The following is an 18570-nucleotide window of genomic DNA, read 5'->3' as shown; positions in this document are numbered from 1 at the left end:
TCAACCGGTACGGGGCCTGCGCGGAAGCGCGGAGAGGCTCCGGTCAGATGAGGCCGAGGCCGCGGACCGCCTCGCGCTCCTCCTCGAGCTCCTTGACGGAGGCGTCGATCCGGGCGCGGGAGAACTCGTTGATGTCCAGGCCCTGGACGATGTCGTACTTGCCGTCCTTGGTGGTGACGGGGAAGGAGGAGATGAGGCCCTCCGGCACGCCGTACGAGCCGTCCGACGGGATGCCCATGGAGACCCAGTCGCCGTCGGCGGTGCCGTTGACCCACGAGTGGACGTGGTCGATGGCGGCGTTCGCGGCGGAGGCGGCCGACGAGGCGCCACGGGCTTCGATGATGGCGGCGCCGCGCTTGGCGACGGTCGGGATGAAGTCCTCGGCCAGCCACTTCTCGTCGTTCACGACCTCGGCGGCGTTCTTGCCGGCGACCGTGGCGTGGAAGATGTCCGGGTACTGGGTGGCGGAGTGGTTGCCCCAGATGGTGAGCCGCTTGATGTCGGCGACCGTCGAGCCGGTCTTCTTCGCGAGCTGGGTCAGCGCGCGGTTGTGGTCGAGGCGGGTCATGGCCGTGAACCGCTCGGCCGGTACGTCCGGCGCGGCGGCCTGGGCGATCAGGGCGTTGGTGTTGGCCGGGTTGCCGACGACCAGGACCTTGATGTCGTCCGCGGCGTGGGCGTTGATGGCCTGGCCCTGCGGCTTGAAGATGCCGCCGTTGGCCTCGAGGAGGTCACCGCGCTCCATGCCCTTGGTGCGGGGGCGGGCGCCGACGAGCAGCGCGACGTTGGCGCCGTCGAAGGCGACGTTCGGGTCGTCCGAGATCTCGATGCCCTGCAGGAGCGGGAACGCGCAGTCGTCCAGCTCCATGGCCGTGCCCTCGGCGGCCTTGAGCGCCGGGGTGATCTCGAGGAGCCGCAGCTTGACCGGCACGTCCGGGCCGAGCAGCTGACCGGAGGCGATGCGGAAGAGCAGGGCGTAACCGATCTGGCCGGCCGCGCCGGTGACGGTGACGTTCACGGGAGTGCGGGTCATGGCGTTCTCCGTATGACAGCTGGCGGTGGGGCGGTCCCTGCCCCGGACGTCTGATCGATCTCTTGGTATCAAGAGATCCACCAGCGGTCAGGCTATCGCGCATCCGGTATCTCGCACGGCCGGGTCGGTGTGGCCCACCCCACAACCCGCCAGGCGCCCACGCAAAAGGCGGCCGCCCGTCCGGGAGAGGTGGACTGGGGCGGCCGCCGGGGGAACCGACCGTGCCGGACTCCCGTGGGGGTACGTGTCGCGTGCCCCCGATTCCCCCGACCATGCCTACGCTTCTGAAATTCGTCCGGCCCGGCCCGACGCCCTGCCCGAGGACCGGGGTACCCGGCCCCGGTCCGGCCACGCCGACACCGCGACACGGCCCGCGCCGACCCCACCAGACGCTGGCCACGAGGCGCCCCGTGGCACGCCTGCGGGCCCCGCCCCTGCTAGGTGCGCAGGGCGGCCCCCGGGCGTCCGGACCGGTCCTGCCACGCCGACACCGCGACACGGCCCGCGCCGACCCCACCAGACGCCGGTCGCGAGGTGCCCCGGTGGCACGCCTGCAGGCCCCGCCCCTGCTAGGTGCGCAGGTCGGCCCCCGGGCGTCCGGACCGGTCCGACGACCGGGTCACGCCGACACCGCAAAACGGCCCAAGCCGACGCCACGACACGGCCCGTGCCGACCCACCAGACGCCAGCCGCGAGGCGCCCCGTGGCGCGCCCGCGGGCCCCACGCCCCTACGAGGTGCCCGCAAGGCCCCGGGCGTTCGGACCGGTCCGACGCCCCGCCCGACGACCGGGTCGCCCGGCACCGGTCCGGCCCACGCCGACACCACGACACGGCCCGAGCCGACCCACCAGACGCCGACCGCAAGGCGCCCCGGTGGCACGCCTGCAGGCCCCGCCCCCTACGAGGTGCCCGCAGGGCCCCCGGAGCAGCCGACGGGCAGCCAGGAGTCAGGCTCCCTCCGTATGCCAGGCGCCTCGCCAAGTCCCGTGAGCCCGGCCGGAGGGCAGGCGGCGGCAGCCCTGCGACGCGCCCGCCGCGGGCGATGGTCTGCCGTATCCGCCCGCGCCCCTGGCGGGCTACTCCGTGCAGCCCTGCTGGCCCGATGCCAAGGTCGCGCAGGCCTTGGCGTCGGTGGCGTTCTTCACCGCCACCATCGGGGTGTACGCGATCGCGTCGCCGGCGACGGTGATGCTTCCGGTCTGCTTCGCCTTGCCCACGCTGATCTGGACCTCGTCGCCCTGTGTCGCCTGGGTGACACGGCCCCAGGCCGCCTTGCAGGTCTCGCTGTAGCGGACCTCCACGACGGTGTTGCCGACGGTCGCGGTCTGCGCCGTGGTGACCAGGTCACCACTGCACCCCATGCTCTCCGCGTCCTTGCCGGTGCAGCTGTCGCCGCTGCACTTCACACCGGGCGGCAGGTCCGGGTTCGTGGTGGCGCGCGGCGTGGGCGACTTGGTGCCGCCCTTGGCCTCGTCGTCGCCACCGCCACCGGTGAGATAGAACGCGCCGGCGATCACCACGAGCACGCCCACGACACCGGCGAGGAACGTCACGGTCCGCCGCTTGCCCCCGGCGGAGGCCTTCGCCCGGCCCCGGGAGCCATCCCGCGGCGACCGGTCGTACGAGCCGCCGTCCGAACCCGGCGTCCGGGCGGGCCCGTCGGGCGCCCCGGCGGGAGTGCCGCCCGCCGCACCGGGCCGGGAACCGCTGCCGATGCCACTGCCAGTACCCGTGGAGCGTCCGCCCGACGGCGACGGCCCCTGGTACCCGGCTATCCCCCACGAGTTGACGCCGGCCGCACCGCCCCGGCCGCCGTCCTCCCGCACACCACCGCTGGTGGAGGAGTCCTGGACCTCGGGCGCCGTCGGCTGCGGCGGCACGGTCGGGGCCACTCCGGCCGGCCCCGCGATGCCCGGCGTGACCGTGGTGCTGCCACTCCTGCGGGCGGGCTTGTCGTCACCCCCGGACGCCGACTTGCCCGAGGCGGACTTGCCGCCGGAGGCCGTCGTACCGCCGCTCTTGGAACCGGCCGAGGGGTCGCCGAAGTCCTGCCCGCCGAACTCCCCCAGCGCCGCGCGCGCCTGGGAGATCCGGATGGCCTCCATCGTCATGTCGTGCCGCATCTCCGAGCGGCTCCACGCGCGCTCGGCCAGCTCCCACATGGTGGTCAGGTGCAGCGGGTTGGTCCCGGTGACCTCCGCCAGCGCCACGATCGCGCCCTTGGGCGCGAGCAGCCGGCCGTTCAGATAACGCTCCCACGACGTCTTGCTGTAGCCCGTGCGGTCCGCCACCGACGCGATGCTCAGACCACTGCGGTCCACGAGCCTGCGCAGCTGGCTGGTGAACTCCCTGATCTGTGGATCGAGCTCATCCGGCAAGGCCCTCCAACGAGGCATTGCTTCCCCCCTCTTCCCCCCGGTCGTGCTGATATTTCTCGCGCTGTTCGCCCCGCGCGTTGGCGGCCTTGGCCGAGTCCCCGTTCTGGTTACCCACAGGGATGCGCACACTCAGGATCTCAGTTCCCTGACTGGGGGCGCACAGAAGCACGGTGACCGCGCGCGATACACCCCGGACCGTCCCGATTGTCCACGCCAACCGCGTTGCCGCACCACTTCGTGCGGAATCCGCCAGAGGAAGTACCGGAACGGTCACTTCCGTGCCACAGCGCGCTGACAGCCGTTGAACAGGCCGTTCGCCGTGCAGGAGGGTGGTTCATGGCGGCGGCCCGTCCTTCCTCGGGGGAGAGGACGGACCGCCGTCCGGTCATCCGCTGGTGACCGTGAAGTGCAGCGTGTCCTTCAGGAACGGGATCTGCAGCCACGGTTCCGGCTGTGCCATCAGCGCCAGCAGGACGATCACCAGGCCCAGCAGGCCGTAGGTGACCATGTCCGTGAAGCGGGAGCGGACGGCGAGCATGCCGACGTCCGGCAGCAGCCAGCGCATCACGCCACTGCCCAGCAGGGCGACGCCGATCAGCAGCGTCCCGAGCCGGAACTGGTCGAAGGCCGTCACCAGCAGCCCGAGCCCCACCAGCCCCAGCACGGCGAGAACGGGCCACTGCCGCACCGGCGCGGGCGCGTCCCCGGACACGGCCCGGCCGCCGCCCTCGGGCCGCGCGGTGTCCTTGGTGAACAGCGGGAACCGCCGAGTGACCCGCCGCGGCCGCCCCTCGACGTCGGGCGCGCTGACCGGATCCCGGACGGTGAGGCCGTCTTCGTCCGCCTCCGACTCACCCGATTCGCCCGATCCGTCCCGCTTAACGGGAGCACTCGGACCGACCCGCGCATCCGACTCACCCGAAGCACTCCGGCGCACACGCCCGTCCGGCTCGCCCGAAGCGCGCGGACCGGCCTTCCCAGCCGACTCTGCCGAAGGGGCAGGACCGACCCGCGCATCCCTCTCATCCGAAGCGCTCAGGCGCACACGCCCGTCGGGCTCGCCCGAAGCGCGCGGACCGGACTTCCCGTCCGGCTCAGCTGAGGCGCTGGGAGCGACCTGCTCATCCGACTCGACCGAAGCGCTCGAAGCGACCTGCCCGTCCGGCTCGGCCGAAGCACTCAGGCCTGCCTGCCCGGCCTCGGTACCCCGCCCGGCCCGCGCACCGCGGCCCGCCGTCTCGGCGCCCTCCGCGTTCCGTCCGCCCGGGGCGTTCTCCGTACCCAGGCCGCTCCGTGGGGCCCGGGTGCCTTCCACGCTCCCGCCGCCCGCCGCGCTGCGCGCGCTCCGCTCAGCCGACACTGCGCTCCGCCGCCTCGACCACGTTGACGAGCAGCTGGGCACGGGTCATCGGGCCGACTCCGCCGGGGTTCGGGGAGATCCAGCCGGCGACCTCGGCCACGTCGGGGTGGACGTCACCCACGATCTTGCCCTCGGCGCTGCGGGAGACACCGACGTCGAGGACGGCCGCCCCCGGCTTGACGTCCTCGGCGCGGATCAGATGGGCGGAACCGGCCGCGGCGACGATGATGTCCGCGCGCTTGAGGTGCGCCGACAGATCACGCGTGCCGGTGTGGCACTGGGTCACCGTCGCGTTCTCGCTGCGCCGCGTCAGCAGCAGCGGCATCGGGCGGCCGATGGTCACGCCCCGGCCGATCACCACGACCTCCGCGCCCTTGATCTCCACGCCGTAGCGGCGCAGCAGGGTCAGCACGCCGTTCGGGGTGCAGGGCAGCGGGGCCGGCTCGTTCAGGACCAGGCGGCCGAGGTTCATGGGGTGGAGCCCGTCCGCGTCCTTGTCCGGGTCCATCAGTTCGAGGATGCGGTTCTCGTCGATGCCCTTGGGGAGCGGCAGTTGCACGATGTACCCGGTGCAGGCCGGGTCCTCGTTCAGTTCGCGAACGGCCGCCTCGATCTCCTCCTGCGTGGCCGTCGCGGGCAGCTCACGCTGGATGGAGGCGATACCGACCTGCGCACAGTCACGGTGCTTGCCGGCGACGTACTTCTGGCTGCCGGGGTCGTCCCCGACCAGGATCGTGCCGAGGCCGGGCGTGACGCCCTTCTCCTTCAGCGCCGCCACGCGGGCGGTCAGATCGGACTTGATCGCGGCTGCGGTGGCCTTGCCATCGAGAATCTGGGCGGTCATGCCCCCATCCTCGCGGATGACCCGCCCACGGTTCCAATCCGGCCACAATCCGGGCACCGAGGGCCCCTCCTCCCGTATCCGCCCATGATCAGCGATGTTGCACTTGCACAACACATCGGGAATGCGGCTGGACAAGCCCGTCACCGGTGCAGAACGATGACATGACAAGTGCCGCGGGCAGTTCAACGGGGGGACGGTCGCAATACGAAGTACTTCTCCTCCGTGCGGATGACCCGCGTCGTCCCCGCACTCGAAACATCAACGGAGGAAAGTCAGCCATGAGCTACGGCGACCCGAACAACCCCTACGGCGCTCCCCAGGGGCAGCAGCCGCAGCAGCCGGGCTACGGCTACCCGCAGCAGCAGGGCCAGGCGCCCGGCTACGGCTACCCGCAGGCCCCTCCGGTCTCCCCCTACGGCGGCGGCCCCGCCGCGCCGACCACGATGCCGGGTTCGGTGAGCGCGGCCCGCGCGATGATGTGGGTGATCGTCGGTCTGCAGGTCGTCGGCGTGGCAATCATGGTCTTCGCCGCCGCGGCCCTCAACGCCGCGAAGGACGACGAGTCCCTCCAGGACAACACCGCCTTCCAGGACCTGGTCGGCCAGTCGACCGGCGTGATCTGGGGCTACGCGGTGTTCGGCCTGGCCTGGCTGGTGTTCGGCGCGGTCCTGGCGACGAAGTTCAAGTCCGGCGGCAACAGCGCCCGGATCACCATCCTGGTCTTCGCCATCATCACGGCCGTCCTGGGCATCTACCCGTTCGTCATCATCGGCCTGGTGCACACCATCCTGGCCGTCCTGGTCGCCGTGTTCGTCGGCAACGCCAACGGCAAGGCCTGGTTCAACCGCCCCAAGTACTGAACGGGCCCGGTCGACCGGGCCAGTTCACGCCAATCACATCCAAGGGCCGTGTCTCACCCGTACGAGGGGGGCACGGCCCTGGTGCGTCGCCCTAGTCTGACGGTGGTAGCTGTGCAGGCACGGGGAGAGCACCTTGTTCAGCATCATCGTGGTACCTCCGCCGACCACGGAGGACGAGCGAAACCGCACCCAACGCAGACTCGCGCCCGGCGAACGCCTCACCTTCGGCCGGTCCGCGCACGACAACGACCTGCCCATCGCCCACGACGGGGTCTCCCGCCGGGCCGGTGAGATCACCGCGCAGGGCGCCTTCTGGATCCTGAGCAACCTCAGCCGCGAACAGACGTATGTGGTGGAGAACCCGGAGGGCGCGGGCGAACACGTCAAGCTGGCGCCGGGGCGGCTGGACGCGCCGATCCCCTTCGAGTTCTCGCGGATCGTGCTGCCCGCCGCGGGCGACCTGCTGGCGCTGGAGGTGTGGGCGCCGCGCCACGACTACCTCAGCGGCACGGGCGGCCTCGACGGCGCCACGACCGCGCCCGCCTTCTCGGTCGACCGCACCAAGCGCTACTTCGCGGTCCTGGCGGCCCTGTGCGAACCGCGCCTGCGCGGCACCCCGCACGCCCCGCTGCCCACCGTCGACCAGGTCGCCGAGCGCCTGCGCCCCGCCTGGCCGGCCGCGTCCCGCACGGCCGTGCAGTGGAACATCGACTACCTCGCCGTGAAGCTGCGCCTCAAACCGGGCCCGGACAGCGCGGACACGGGCCCGCGGCTCAACGGCAAGAAGGAGTCCCTGGTCTCCCTCGCGCTCCGCTTCGACCTGGTCCGGGAGGACGACCTGGTCGTCCTGGCCGCCCCGTCGGGCCGGGTGACGCGGTGAACGAGCCCTACGCCGTGCCGGTGCCGAAGGGGTACCGGGTCGGCGTCTGGGAGGTGCGCGAGCCGATCGCGACCGGCGCCTTCGGCAGTGTGTACGCCGCCCGGCGCGTCGGTGAGAGCGCGGAGCTGCCCCGGACCGCCGCCCTGAAGTTCCTGCCCACCGGTACGGCCACGCCCCGCCGGCTCGCCCACCTGCGCGAGCTGATCGAGCGGGAGGTCGCGCTGTACCGGCGGCTGAAACACCCGCGGCTGGTGCGGATGTACGAGACGCTGACCGTCGACGACCCGGGCCGCCCGGAGCTGGACGGCGCCACCGTCCTCGTCCTGGAGCAGGCGAAGGGCTCCCTGTCCGCCCTGCTCTCGGCGACGCCCCGGCCCGAGGCGGGTCCCGCGCTGCTCGCGCAGATCTGCGAGGGCCTGGCCCAGTTGCACGACGCGGGCTGGGTGCACGGCGACCTGAAGCCGGCCAACGTGCTGCTGATGGAGGACGGTTCGGTCCGGCTGGCCGACTTCAACATGGCGGCCGAGCTGGAGGGCACCCACGCCTACACCCCGGCCTTCTCGACCCCCGACTACACGCCGCCCGAGCTCCTGTGGACCGAGATCGGCGAACGGGGCCGCCGGATCCGCCCGTCCGCCGACGTGTGGGCCTTCGGCGTCCTCGCCCACCTGGTCCTCACCGACAGCTTCCCGCTGCCCGGCGCCACTCCGACGGCCCGCCGCGACGCGGCGGCGGCCTACGCCCGCGGCACCGACGAGCTGCGTCTGTCGCCCGGACTGGCCGACGACTGGCGGGAGATCGTACGCGCCTGTCTGACCCGCTCGTACCAGGAACGCATCACCGGCCAGGCACTGCTGCGCCGCGTCCGCGCGGCTGCCGGGACGGCTCCGCGTCCCTTCCGGCTGCCCCGGCTGGGCCCGGCCCGGCACCGCGTGCGCCGTACGTCCGTCGCTGCGGCCGTGGCCGCCTGCGTCCTCGCCGCCCTTGCCTACGGCATCGGCGTCTGGGCCGACGGCGGCCCCGGCGGCAGCGGCTCCGGCGCCACCGCGAACGTCTCGGCCGCCACGTACGGCGCCTCCGACCTGCGCACCGACCGGGGCATCCCGCCCGCCTACCGGCTGCTGATCGTGGAGACGGCGCACGACTGCGACCAGAAGGAGGTCACCCCGGCCCTGATCGCCGCCATGCTGAAGGTGGAGAGCGACTTCGACCCGGACCTCTCCGACCCCGCCAACGACGAGTACGGCATCGCCCGCTGGACCCCGCGCGTCCTGCGCTGGTGGATGAACGAGGACGGCACTCCCGGCGAGGCCGTCCCCCAACCCCCGTTCCCGCCTGCCGAGTCCATCCCGGCGATGGGCCGCTACCTGTGCTGGATCGCCCCGCGCCTGGAGCCCGGGCTGCGCGGCGAGCGGCGAGTGCTGGTCGCCGCCGCGTACCGGACGTCGTACAAGACGGTGAACGACGCGGGCGGCGTTCCCCCGGACACCCGCACCTACGCCGACCGCGTCGCGCACCACCTCAAGGAGTACAGCCCGCCGGGGAGGAAGTGACCCTGGGGATTCTCAGGTACCGCCCCGAAAACACGCTGCTCCGCGCGTAGGGGGATGTGAGGATGGCCGCTCCGAACTACTGTGCCCTGAAAGCAGGTTCACGCATGAGACGCACCCGTGGTGCCCTGGCCGTCGCCGCCGCCCTGACACCCGTCCTCCTGCTCGCCACCCCGGCCGTGGCCGCCGGCCCGGCCCCGGCGGCACCCGCCGTGACGGCCACGGTGCCGGTGGACGGCACACCGGTGGACGAGATGTCGGAGGAAGAGCTCCGGATGGCGATCCTCCGCATCATGGCCGACGAGGACAGCGGCCGAGGCGTCGACAGGGAGGCGAACAAGGCCCTCGACGGCACCGTGGAGGACATGCGCACGTTCCTCAAGACCGGCTACCGCCTCGCCCAGGCCGAGGACGACGCCGTCGCCATCGCCCGCATCCTGGCCGACCCGAACTCCGGACGCGGCGTCATACGGGAAGCCAACAAGGCCCTCGACACCTTCACCCCCGAAGCCCTGCGCGCCTTCCTGGAAACGGGCTACCGCCTCGCCCGGGCCGAGGACGACCGTGTCGCCATCACCCGCATCATCGGCGACCCGAAATCCGGACGAGGCGTCAAGCGCGAAGCCGGCAAGGCCCTCGACACGAACACCCCCGAAGCCCTGCGCGCCTTCCTGGAGACCGGCTACCGCCTCGCCCAAGCCGAGGACGACCGTGTCGCAGTCGCCCGCATCCTGGCCGACCCGAAGATCAGCCCGGCGCTCCGCGCCGCCGCCGAGAAGGCGATCGAGGGTACGCCGGAGGAGCTGCGCTACTTCCTGGAGACCGGGCAGTACGAAGTGGACGGCTGAGTCGTCCGAGGCGGGTCGGCCGTGCAGCCGACCCGCTCCGCCGCCACCGTCAGTGGAAGAAGTGCCGCGTCCCGGTGAAGTACATCGTGACGCCCGCCTTGCGCGCGGCCTCGACGACCAGCTCGTCACGGACCGAACCGCCGGGCTGGACCACGGCCTTCACGCCGGCCTCGGTAAGGATCTCCAGGCCGTCCGGGAAGGGGAAGAACGCGTCGGAGGCGGCGTAGGAGCCCTCCGCGCGCTCGGCACCGGCCCGCTCGACGGCCAGCTTCGCGGAGTCCACGCGGTTGACCTGCCCCATGCCGACACCGACGGAGGCACCGTCCTTGGCGAGCAGGATCGCGTTGGACTTCACCGCGCGACAGGCCTTCCAGGCGAAGGCCAGCGCGGCCAGCTCGTCGGCGCTCAGGGCCTCGCCGGTCGCCAGCGTCCAGTCGGCCGGGTCGTCGCCGTCGGCCTGGAGCCGGTCGGTCACCTGGAGCAGCGCGCCGCCGTCGATCGGCTTGACCTCGACGGGGGCGGCGGGGCCGTCGGCGCAGCGCAGCACACGGATGTTCTTCTTCTTGGTGAGGGCCTCCAGGGCCCCCTCCTCGTAGCCGGGCGCGACGATGACCTCGGTGAAGATCTCGGCGACCTGCTCCGCCAGCTCCTTGCTGACCGGGCGGTTGACCGCGATCACGCCGCCGAACGCCGACAGCGGGTCACAGGCGTGCGCCTTGCGGTGCGCCTCGGCGACATCCGCGCCGACCGCGATCCCGCAGGGGTTGGCGTGCTTGATGATCGCGACGCACGGCTCGGCGTGGTCGTACGCGGCACGGCGGGCGGCGTCCGTGTCCGTGTAGTTGTTGTACGACATCTCCTTGCCGTGCAGCTGCTCGGCCTGGGCGAGGCCGCCGCCCTCCGGGGAGACGTAGAGCGCGGCCGGCTGGTGCGGGTTCTCGCCGTAGCGCAGGGTGTGCTCGCGCTCCCAGGTGGCGCCGAGGAAGTCGGGGAACCGCGACTCGTCGACGGGCGCGTAGGAGGACGCGAACCAGGAGGCGACGGCGACGTCGTAGGCGGCCGTGTGCTGGAAGGCCTCGGCGGCGAGCCGCTTGCGGGTGGCGAGGTCGAAGCCGCCGCCCTGGACGGCCTTGAGCACGTCGGCGTAGCGGCCCGGGCTGGTGACGACCGCGACGGAGGGGTGGTTCTTGGCGGCGGCGCGGACCATCGAGGGACCGCCGATGTCGATCTGCTCGACGCACTCGTCGGGCGAGGCACCCGAGGCGACGGTCTCGCGGAACGGGTAGAGGTTGACGACGACCAGGTCGAACGGCTCGACGCCCAGCTCGGCGAGCTGCCGCCGGTGGTCCTCCAGGCGCAGGTCGGCGAGGATGCCCGCGTGCACGCGCGGGTGCAGGGTCTTGACGCGGCCGTCCAGGCACTCGGGGAAGCCGGTCAGCTCCTCGACCTTGGTGACGGGGACGCCGGCAGCGGCGATCTTCGCGGCCGTGGAGCCGGTGGAGACGAGCTCGACCCCGGCCTCGTGGAGCCCGCGCGCGAGCTCCTCGAGCCCGGTCTTGTCGTAGACGCTGACGAGCGCCCGGCGAAGGGGCCGCTTGTTGCTCTCGGCGGTCACTGGATAACTACCTTTCGTCCCTCAATGCGATGGCCGTTGCGGGCGAGCCGCCCCACGACCTCGACGAGCAGCCTTCGCTCGACGTCCTTGATGCGCTCGTGCAGAGCGCTCTCGTCGTCCTCGTCCCGGATCTCCACCACGCCCTGCGCGATGATCGGCCCGGTGTCGACGCCGTCGTCGACGAAGTGGACGGTGCAGCCGGTGACCTTGGCGCCGTACGCGAGCGCGTCCCGCACGCCGTGGGTTCCCGGGAAACTGGGCAGCAGGGCGGGGTGCGTGTTGACGAACCGCCCGCCGAACCGCGCGAGGAACTCCTTGCCGACGATCTTCATGAAGCCGGCGGAGACGACGAGGTCGGGCTCGAAGGCGGCGACGGCCTCGGCGAGGGCGGTGTCCCACTCCTCGCGGCTCCCGTGGTCCTTGACCTTGCGGACGAAGGTCGGCAGCCCGGCACGCTCGGCGCGCGCCAGCCCCTCGATGCCCTCGCGGTCGGCGCCGACGGCCACGATCTCGGCTCCGTACGCCTGCGCACCGGTGGCGGCGATCTCGTCGAGGAGCGCCTGCAGATTGGTGCCGGATCCGGAGACCAACACGACAAGGCGCTTGGCGCGCGGGGCCACGGGCTTGGCGGCCACGGTGGGGGCCTTTCTCGGGGAAGCGTCTGTCCAGGCGGCCGAACCGTGGCGTTTGTACATTCATACGAATGCTTCGGGCTCCCGGATACGGGGAAGCCTACGAACCGGCCGACCGTCAGCAACGATACCGGCACTCCGGACGGCCCCCACGGGACGGGGGCGTGGCCGGAAGGTAGCGTCTGGGCGGAGCCGGTTCGGGAACGCCGTCCGGGCGTGGTGCGTTCAGGAGGGTGACGGAGCCGGTCCCGACGCCGCACCGACTTCTGTTCGTCCAGTCCAGATGCCCGCTCTCCTCCACACCGCCCCACTCACCAACGGGAAGACGCTCACTTGATGCCGGACCGCAGCCTGCGACTCCTCACGTTCCCCCCGCTTTCGGCACAGGGAGGGGAGCGCGGCGCCGTGCTGCTGCGGGAGCGCCCCAGCTCACCGCCCGACGCGCCGTCGGACGGCTCCGGCGGAGACGGGCGGGAGCGCGGTTCCCAGGAGGACAACCCCTTCGCCCCGCCCCCCGAGGGCACCCCGGACCGGCCCTGGCAGCCGCGCCGCCCGTCGGGCGACGACTCCCAGGACGGCGGCGAGGGCGACCGTGCGCCGTGGGGCAGCCAGTGGAGCGACCGGCAGCCCGGCCGCTCCCCCGACGGCTTCGGCGACCGCCCCCGCGGCGGGCCCGAGGGCCAGGGCCCCCAGGGCGGCCCGAACCTGCGCTGGGACCCGACGGACCCCTCCCAGCGCCGTGCGCGCTATGCCCTGCTGTCGGGCATGTGGGCCTTCTTCTTCGCGCTGTTCAGCTGGCCGTACGTGGCACTGCTGCTCGGCGCGCTCGCCCTCTACTGGGGCATCAGCGCGCTGCGCGCCAAGCCCCGCAGGTCCGACCCGGACTCCCCGGCCCCCGCCGAGCAGCCGGGCCGCCCCCAGACGACCGCCGCGGTCAGCGGCCTGGTCACGGCGTCCCTGGCGATCGCCCTGGTCGCCGCGTCCTTCGCGGCGCAGCTGGTCTACCGCGACTACTACACGTGCACCAACGACGCCCTCACCAACAAGGCCGAGCAGTCCTGCACGAAGCTGCTCCCGGAGGAGCTGCGGGGTCTGCTGGGCACGAAGGGCTGACGCGCTCCGGGCCCCGTCAGGCGCCATCAGACCCCCGAGCCGGGGTCGGAGGAACTGCGGAGGCTGCTGGGCACGAAAGACTGACGCGCTCCGGCCCCCGTCAGGTGCCGTCGGCCCCCCGAGCCGGGTCGGCGGGCAGGAAGTCGTAGGGCTCGTAGCCGGCGTCGTCGTCCTCGTCTCGCAGGCCGTACGGGACGTCGTCGTACTCGAAGGGGGCGTAGGGCAGGTCCGGGGTGCGTGGTGTCCCGGCCTCGTCCCACGACGAGGCGTCACGTCCGGTGCCCGGGGTGTCCTTGGCGTTCTCGGCAGCCCGGGCGCCTCCGGCTCCCCCGGCGATTCCGGCACTCTTGACGTTGTTGCTGCCCCAGACGGCTCCGGGTTCCCCGGCTACTCCCGACCCCTTGGCGGCCCAGGGGGCTCCGGCATCCCCGGCTGGTCCGGCGCCCTCGGCGCCCCAGGCGGCTCCGGAATCCCCGGCGGATCCAACGCCCCTGGCGGCCCCGGCATCCCAGGCGGCGCCGGATTGGTCAGCGGCTCCGGTCCTCTTGGTGCCCCGGGCAGCTCCGGCTCCGCCGGCTTTCCCGGCGGTGTCCGTACCCCCGGCGCCTGCTGCGCGTCCGGCCCGCTCCGTGCGGCCGGCGCGCCCCGTGCGTGCGGCGGACCCCGTGGTCCGGGTGGCTCTCCCGCGTGCGAACCAACCGCCCCGGCGGCGCGTCCTCCCGGCCTTGTGGGCGCCCTCGGCAGGCTCCTCACGCTGTCTGCCGATCGCCGGCTCCCCCTCGCGGGGTGACCGGCACCGCCAGATCCCCACCCCCACCGCCGTCGGGACCGCCACCAGCGTCAGCCACGCCAGGGTCGCGGCGCCCACCTGCCACCACACCGGCCCGAAACGGGCCAGTACGGAGACCCCGAGCGGCCCGCCCGCAAGCGCGGCGAGTCCTGCCAGCACGGCCGCGCACAGCAGGGCCGCCAGAGCGGCGGCACGGGCGCCGCGCCACGGTGACCAGCCGACACCCCGCCCACCGCCCGGCTTCGTCCCGCCCCGCCCTCCGGGAGCCGCACCCTTCACCACCGTCCGGCCCACCACCACCCCGGCGACCACCGGCACGGCCCCGGCCGCCCAGTGCACCCACGCCCCCTGCCCCGCCTCCGGCACCGCCGCCAGCAGCGGAAACGTCGGCAGGAACGGCGGCGGCGCCGAGGACAACGGCCCGACGACATGGCCGGCGCCGAGGACGAAGCCGGGGCCGAGGGCGTACGAGGCACCCCACACCGCCGCGTTCGGCACCAGGGCCGCGCACAGCAGCAGGACCGCGAACCGCCCCGACCACCCCTCGGTCAGCCGGAGCAACGACGTCTGGGCCTCCGTGCCGTGCACCACCAGCGACACCGCCACCAGCAGCGCGCCGCCCCCGAGCAGCACCGCCACTCCGGCCGCCGCGGCCCGGGCGGCGACACCCGGGCGCCCGTCCGGGCCGTAGACCAGCGGCCGCAGGCCCGTCGGCAGTACTCGCAGCAGCCGCCGCAGCGGACCGCCCGGACGGCCGTACGCCGACCACACGCCCACCCCCGCCGCCACGGCGGCGAACAGCGGCACATACACCGCCGTCCACAGCCACGACGGCCGCAGCACACCGCCGGCGGCGAACAGCGCGGCGGGCAGGGCGACGGCCAGATAGCCGAGGACGACGCCCGTCCACGCCGTGCGGGCGGCGACCAGCGGCGGTCCGGCACTCTCGCAGTCCTCGACATCCTCGATGTCCTCGAAGTCGTCGGGGTCGTCGTCCCCGTCCCCCGCCCCGCCGTCCGTGGCGTCGCGTGCCGCCCGGAGCAGCAGCCACACGGGCAGCGCGATCAGGAGCAGCGGCGAGACGCCCACGGGGGCGGGGACACCGGAGAGCGTGTCGACACGGACCAGCTCGGCCCCGTGGGCCAGCAGCCACAGCGCCGCCGTGACGTGCAGCACGCCGCCGGGCCCGCTGTCGGGGTACGGCGAGGTGATCCACAGCATCATCACCAGCACGGCGAACCACGCGAGCCCCAGGCCCGCCGCCACCGCACCACTCACAAGGGCGTCGCCCAGTCCGGGCGAACGGTCCCGCACCCGGGTGAGCAGGAGCGCCGGCAGACGTCGGCGAGCGGTCATCTTGATCACGCCCGCCATGCTCCCAACGACACGCGCTTTCCCGTCGTAACAGGCGAACCACCGTTGTGTCGCTCAATATACGTTTATGTACTTTTCCGTACTGAGGGGCGCCCTGTGACACAGAGCCCTGCCCTCCCGCTCCCTCCGCCCAAGGAACGCCGACGCCTGCGCGAGGCCGCCTCGCTGACGCGGGCTCAGCTGGCTTCCCGGGTGGGCGTCACCAGCGAGACGGTGCGCGGATGGGAGACCGGCCGCGCGACACCGCGCGGCCGGAAGGGGGAGAAGTACGCACGGCTGCTGAACTCACTGGGTCCGGAGCGGGAGGTGACGGAGCCTCATACGAGCGTCGCCACGAGCGACCGGGGCCGGGCCTCCGCCCCGGGCAGGAGTGCCAGGAGCCGCCCGCCGGCCAGGGACCGGGACCGCCCCCGTCTCGCCGAGCGGGGCCGCGCCCCCGCCCCCGACCGCGGCCGCACCACCGCCCGCGTCACCCTCGCCGACCGCAACCGGGCCCCCGACCGTACGAAGCCCCACCGGCCGGACGACGCGACCTCCGCTCTGGACCCCGAACAGGCCTTCGACGCGCTGTACGCCTTCTGCGCACCCGCGCTGGTCCGGCAGACCTATCTGCTGACCGGGCGCCGCGAGCTGGCCCGGGAGTCCGTCGAGCGGGCGTTCCAGACCGCCTGGCAGCGCTGGCCCGAGGTGGCCCGAGACCGGGACCCGGCGGGCTGGGTGCGCGCGGTGTCGTACGAGTGCGCGCTCTCCCCGTGGCACCGGCTCCGCCCCCGCTACCGGCACCCCGAGCCACCGCCGCCCGACGCGTTCGACCGCGCGCTGATGGACACCCTGCTGAGGCTCCCGCCCTCGTACCGCCGCACCCTGCTGCTCTACGACGGTGTCGGTCTCGGCCTGCCGGAGACGGCGGCGGAGACGGAGGCGAGCACCCGCGGCGCCGTGAACCGGCTGGCGCACGCGCGCGAGGCGGTCGCCGAGCGGCTGCCGGAGCTGGCGGACCCGGAGGTCCTGCACTGGCGGCTGGTCGAACTCGCCTCCACCGAGCGGCTGCGCGCCGCCAAGCCGCTGGTGGTGCGGCAGGCCGGGGAACGCCGGGCCCGCCTCTGGACCCGGGCCGCCATCGCCTTCACGGCCCTGCTGATCGGGACCACGGTGCTGACCGTGCGTACGGCCCCGACGCGCTACGAGCCACCCGTACCGCCGGGCGCGACCGTCCAGGGCGTGCCGCCTCCGGTCGCGCCCGGACCGCTGTCGGAGTCGGAGCGGGACCTGCGGTCCAAGCTCCGCAAGGAGCAGCAGAAGGGGCCGGACCGGCTGATGCCGCAGCCGCGGTGAGCGGCCCTGGTGAAACGGCGGTGGGCCCGCCCCCCGTGCGGGGAGCGGGCCCACCTGTGAGCCGTGAGGCGCTGCTCAGCCGGCGAGGATGGCGCGGGCCAGCTTCGCCGTCTCGGTCGGGGTCTTGCCGACCTTGACGCCGGCGGCCTCGAGGGCCTCCTTCTTCGCGGCGGCCGTGCCGGAGGAGCCGGAGACGATGGCGCCGGCGTGGCCCATGGTCTTGCCCTCGGGCGCGGTGAAGCCCGCGACGTAGCCGACGACCGGCTTCTTCACGTTCTCCTTGATGAAGGCCGCGGCCCGCTCCTCGGCGTCGCCGCCGATCTCACCGATCATCACGATCAGGTCGGTGTCGGGGTCGGCCTCGAACGCGGCGAGCGCGTCGATGTGCGTCGTGCCGATGACCGGGTCGCCACCGATGCCGACGGCGGACGAGAAGCCGATGTCGCGCAGCTCGTACATCATCTGGTACGTCAGCGTGCCGGACTTCGAGACCAGACCGATGCGGCCCGGCTTCGTGATGTCGCCCGGGATGATGCCGGCGTTCGACTGGCCCGGGGTGATGAGACCGGGGCAGTTCGGGCCGATGATGCGGGTCTTGTTGCCCTGCGACACGGCGTAGGCGTAGAACGCGGCCGAGTCGTGGACGGCGATGCCCTCGGTGATGACGACCGCGAGCGGGATCTCGGCGTCGATGGCCTCGACGACGGCGGCCTTGGCGAAGGCCGGCGGCACGAAGAGGACGGATACGTTGGCACCCGTCTTCTCGATCGCCTCGGCGACCGAGCCGAAGACCGGGATGTCGTTGCCGTCGATGTCGACGGACGTGCCCGCCTTGCGGGGGTTCACGCCACCGACGATGTTCGTGCCGTCGGCCAGCATGAGCTTGGTGTGCTTCATGCCCGTGGCACCGGTCATGCCCTGGACGATGACCTTGCTGTCCTTGTTGAGGAAGATAGCCATGGCTGTTTAGTCCCTCGTCCCTTACTTCGCAGCCGCGAGCTCGGCGGCCTTGTCGGCCGCTCCGTCCATGGTGTCCACGCGCTGCACCAGCGGGTGGTTGGCATCGGAGAGGATCTTGCGGCCCAGCTCCGCGTTGTTGCCGTCCAGACGGACGACCAGGGGCTTGGTGACTTCCTCGCCCTTGTCCTTGAGCAGCTGCAGCGCCTGGACGATGCCGTTGGCGACCTCGTCGCAGGCGGTGATGCCACCGAAGACGTTGACGAAGACGGACTTGACGTCCGGGTCGCCGAGGATGATCTCCAGGCCGTTCGCCATGACGGCGGCGGAGGCGCCGCCACCGATGTCGAGGAAGTTGGCGGGCTTGACGCCACCGTGCGCCTCGCCGGCGTACGCGACGACGTCCAGGGTGCTCATGACGAGACCCGCGCCGTTGCCGATGATGCCGACCTCACCGTCGAGCTTGACGTAGTTGAGGTTCTTCTCCTTGGCGGCGGCCTCGAGCGGGTTGGCCGCGTCCTTGTCCTGGAGGGCCTCGTGCTCCGGCTGACGGAACTCGGCGTTCTCGTCGAGGGAGACCTTGCCGTCCAGGGCGATGACGTCACCGGAGGCGACCTTGGCCAGCGGGTTGACCTCGACCAGGAGGGCGTCCTCCTCGACGAAGGTCTTCCACAGGGTGACGAGGATGTTCGCGACCTTGTCGGCGACCTCGGCCGGGAAGTTCGCGGCCTCGACGATCTGGCGCGCGACCTCGGGGGTCACACCCACGTTGGCGTCGATCGGCGTCTTGGCGACGGCCTCGGGGCGGGTCTCCGCCACCTCCTCGATCTCCATGCCGCCCTCGACGGACGCGATGGAGAGGAAGGTGCGGTTGGCACGGTCCAGGAGGAAGGAGACGTAGTACTCCTCCAGGATCTCCGGAGCCGTCTCGGCGATCATCACCTTGTGGACCGTGTGGCCCTTGATGTCCATGCCGAGGATGTTGGTCGCGTGCTCGACC

At 72.8% G+C, this 18570-nt stretch carries 15 protein-coding genes; 6 read left to right on the top strand and 9 right to left on the bottom strand.

From position 1 onward, the window contains the following. Positions 1-43: 43 nt before the first annotated feature. From ACFT4A_RS29155 to ACFT4A_RS29140, 4 genes are all read right to left on the bottom strand, one after another. The gene (locus ACFT4A_RS29155) at positions 44-1033 is read right to left on the bottom strand and encodes a malate dehydrogenase (RefSeq protein WP_261683108.1); all 990 of its coding nucleotides are present in this window, start codon (positions 1031-1033) and stop codon (positions 44-46) included. Between the two features lie 1077 nt (positions 1034-2110). Further along, positions 2111-3412 carry a DUF2690 domain-containing protein gene (locus ACFT4A_RS29150; protein ID WP_382835637.1) on the bottom strand — a complete coding sequence of 434 codons (1302 nt, stop codon included), beginning with the start codon at positions 3410-3412 and terminating at the stop codon, positions 2111-2113. A gap of 385 nt (positions 3413-3797) precedes the next feature. After that, on the bottom strand, positions 3798-4349 hold the full coding sequence (locus tag ACFT4A_RS29145) for a DUF3017 domain-containing protein (RefSeq protein ID WP_382835634.1): 552 nt from the start codon (positions 4347-4349) through the stop codon (positions 3798-3800). Between the two features lie 412 nt (positions 4350-4761). Continuing rightward, positions 4762-5616, bottom strand: coding sequence for a bifunctional methylenetetrahydrofolate dehydrogenase/methenyltetrahydrofolate cyclohydrolase (locus ACFT4A_RS29140; RefSeq protein ID WP_382835631.1), 855 nt, complete (start codon positions 5614-5616; stop codon positions 4762-4764). Positions 5617-5894: 278 nt separating this feature from the next. Here ACFT4A_RS29140 and ACFT4A_RS29135 point away from each other — a divergent pair, with 278 nt between their 5' ends. The 4 genes from ACFT4A_RS29135 (at position 5895) to ACFT4A_RS29120 (ending at position 9754) form a co-directional block, all read left to right on the top strand. Continuing rightward, the gene (locus tag ACFT4A_RS29135) at positions 5895-6476 is read left to right on the top strand and encodes a hypothetical protein (protein WP_382835628.1); all 582 of its coding nucleotides are present in this window, start codon (positions 5895-5897) and stop codon (positions 6474-6476) included. A gap of 133 nt (positions 6477-6609) precedes the next feature. Then, positions 6610-7356 (top strand): FHA domain-containing protein, encoded by a 747-nt coding sequence (locus tag ACFT4A_RS29130; protein ID WP_382835626.1) that lies wholly within the window; start codon positions 6610-6612, stop codon positions 7354-7356. Continuing rightward, a complete protein-coding gene (locus ACFT4A_RS29125; protein WP_382835623.1) occupies positions 7353-8909 on the top strand; it encodes a protein kinase in 1557 nt (518 codons plus the stop codon). Before ACFT4A_RS29130 ends, ACFT4A_RS29125 begins: the two co-directional genes overlap by 4 nt. 104 nt (positions 8910-9013) lie before the next feature. After that, positions 9014-9754: an ALF repeat-containing protein gene (locus ACFT4A_RS29120; RefSeq protein ID WP_382835620.1), complete on the top strand. Its 741-nt coding sequence runs from the start codon at positions 9014-9016 to the stop codon at positions 9752-9754. 49 nt (positions 9755-9803) lie between these two features. On the opposite strand, the gene purH is transcribed toward ACFT4A_RS29120, so the two are convergent. Beyond that, complete coding sequence (gene purH, locus ACFT4A_RS29115; RefSeq protein ID WP_382835617.1) at positions 9804-11369, bottom strand: bifunctional phosphoribosylaminoimidazolecarboxamide formyltransferase/IMP cyclohydrolase; 1566 nt, start codon at positions 11367-11369, stop codon at positions 9804-9806. Then, positions 11366-12004 carry a phosphoribosylglycinamide formyltransferase gene (purN, locus tag ACFT4A_RS29110; RefSeq protein WP_382835614.1) on the bottom strand — a complete coding sequence of 213 codons (639 nt, stop codon included), beginning with the start codon at positions 12002-12004 and terminating at the stop codon, positions 11366-11368. Before purN ends, purH begins: the two co-directional genes overlap by 4 nt. Positions 12005-12337: 333 nt before the next feature. Here purN and ACFT4A_RS29105 point away from each other — a divergent pair, with 333 nt between their 5' ends. Then, positions 12338-13114: a hypothetical protein gene (locus ACFT4A_RS29105; RefSeq protein ID WP_382835611.1), complete on the top strand. Its 777-nt coding sequence runs from the start codon at positions 12338-12340 to the stop codon at positions 13112-13114. A gap of 100 nt (positions 13115-13214) precedes the next feature. On the opposite strand, the gene ACFT4A_RS29100 is transcribed toward ACFT4A_RS29105, so the two are convergent. Further along, complete coding sequence (locus ACFT4A_RS29100) at positions 13215-15260, bottom strand: DUF6350 family protein (protein WP_382835789.1); 2046 nt, start codon at positions 15258-15260, stop codon at positions 13215-13217. 114 nt (positions 15261-15374) lie between these two features. Here ACFT4A_RS29100 and ACFT4A_RS29095 point away from each other — a divergent pair, with 114 nt between their 5' ends. Continuing rightward, a complete protein-coding gene (locus ACFT4A_RS29095; protein WP_382835608.1) occupies positions 15375-16613 on the top strand; it encodes a helix-turn-helix domain-containing protein in 1239 nt (412 codons plus the stop codon). 75 nt (positions 16614-16688) lie between these two features. On the opposite strand, the gene sucD is transcribed toward ACFT4A_RS29095, so the two are convergent. Both sucD and sucC read right to left on the bottom strand, forming a co-directional pair. Next, entirely contained in the window at positions 16689-17573 is an 885-nt protein-coding gene (sucD, locus tag ACFT4A_RS29090; RefSeq protein WP_359887117.1) for a succinate--CoA ligase subunit alpha, read from the bottom strand. A 21-nt stretch (positions 17574-17594) separates the two neighbouring features. Next, positions 17595-18570, bottom strand: a 976-nt coding sequence (gene sucC / locus ACFT4A_RS29085; RefSeq protein ID WP_382835604.1) for an ADP-forming succinate--CoA ligase subunit beta, incomplete at its 5' end; no start/stop codon positions are given.

Origin of the sequence: Streptomyces sp. NPDC057099 (assembly GCF_042671245.1) — a bacterium.
Taxonomy (GTDB): domain Bacteria; phylum Actinomycetota; class Actinomycetes; order Streptomycetales; family Streptomycetaceae; genus Streptomyces; species Streptomyces purpurascens.
Note: the sequence above shows the minus strand (reverse complement) of the source record. Positions and strands in the feature narration are given on the sequence as shown.

Excerpts from the sequence above, each read along its gene's own strand:
- ACFT4A_RS29155 (WP_261683108.1), bottom strand. The coding sequence starts at position 1,033 with ATGACCCGCACTCCCGTGAACGTCACCGTCACCGGCGCGGCCGGCCAG.
- ACFT4A_RS29140 (WP_382835631.1), bottom strand. The coding sequence starts at position 5,616 with ATGACCGCCCAGATTCTCGATGGCAAGGCCACCGCAGCCGCGATCAAG.
- ACFT4A_RS29135 (WP_382835628.1), top strand. The coding sequence starts at position 5,895 with ATGAGCTACGGCGACCCGAACAACCCCTACGGCGCTCCCCAGGGGCAG.
- ACFT4A_RS29120 (WP_382835620.1), top strand. The coding sequence starts at position 9,014 with ATGAGACGCACCCGTGGTGCCCTGGCCGTCGCCGCCGCCCTGACACCC.
- ACFT4A_RS29105 (WP_382835611.1), top strand. The coding sequence starts at position 12,338 with ATGCCGGACCGCAGCCTGCGACTCCTCACGTTCCCCCCGCTTTCGGCA.
- ACFT4A_RS29100 (WP_382835789.1), bottom strand. The coding sequence starts at position 15,260 with ATGACCGCTCGCCGACGTCTGCCGGCGCTCCTGCTCACCCGGGTGCGG.
- sucD (WP_359887117.1), bottom strand. The coding sequence starts at position 17,573 with ATGGCTATCTTCCTCAACAAGGACAGCAAGGTCATCGTCCAGGGCATG.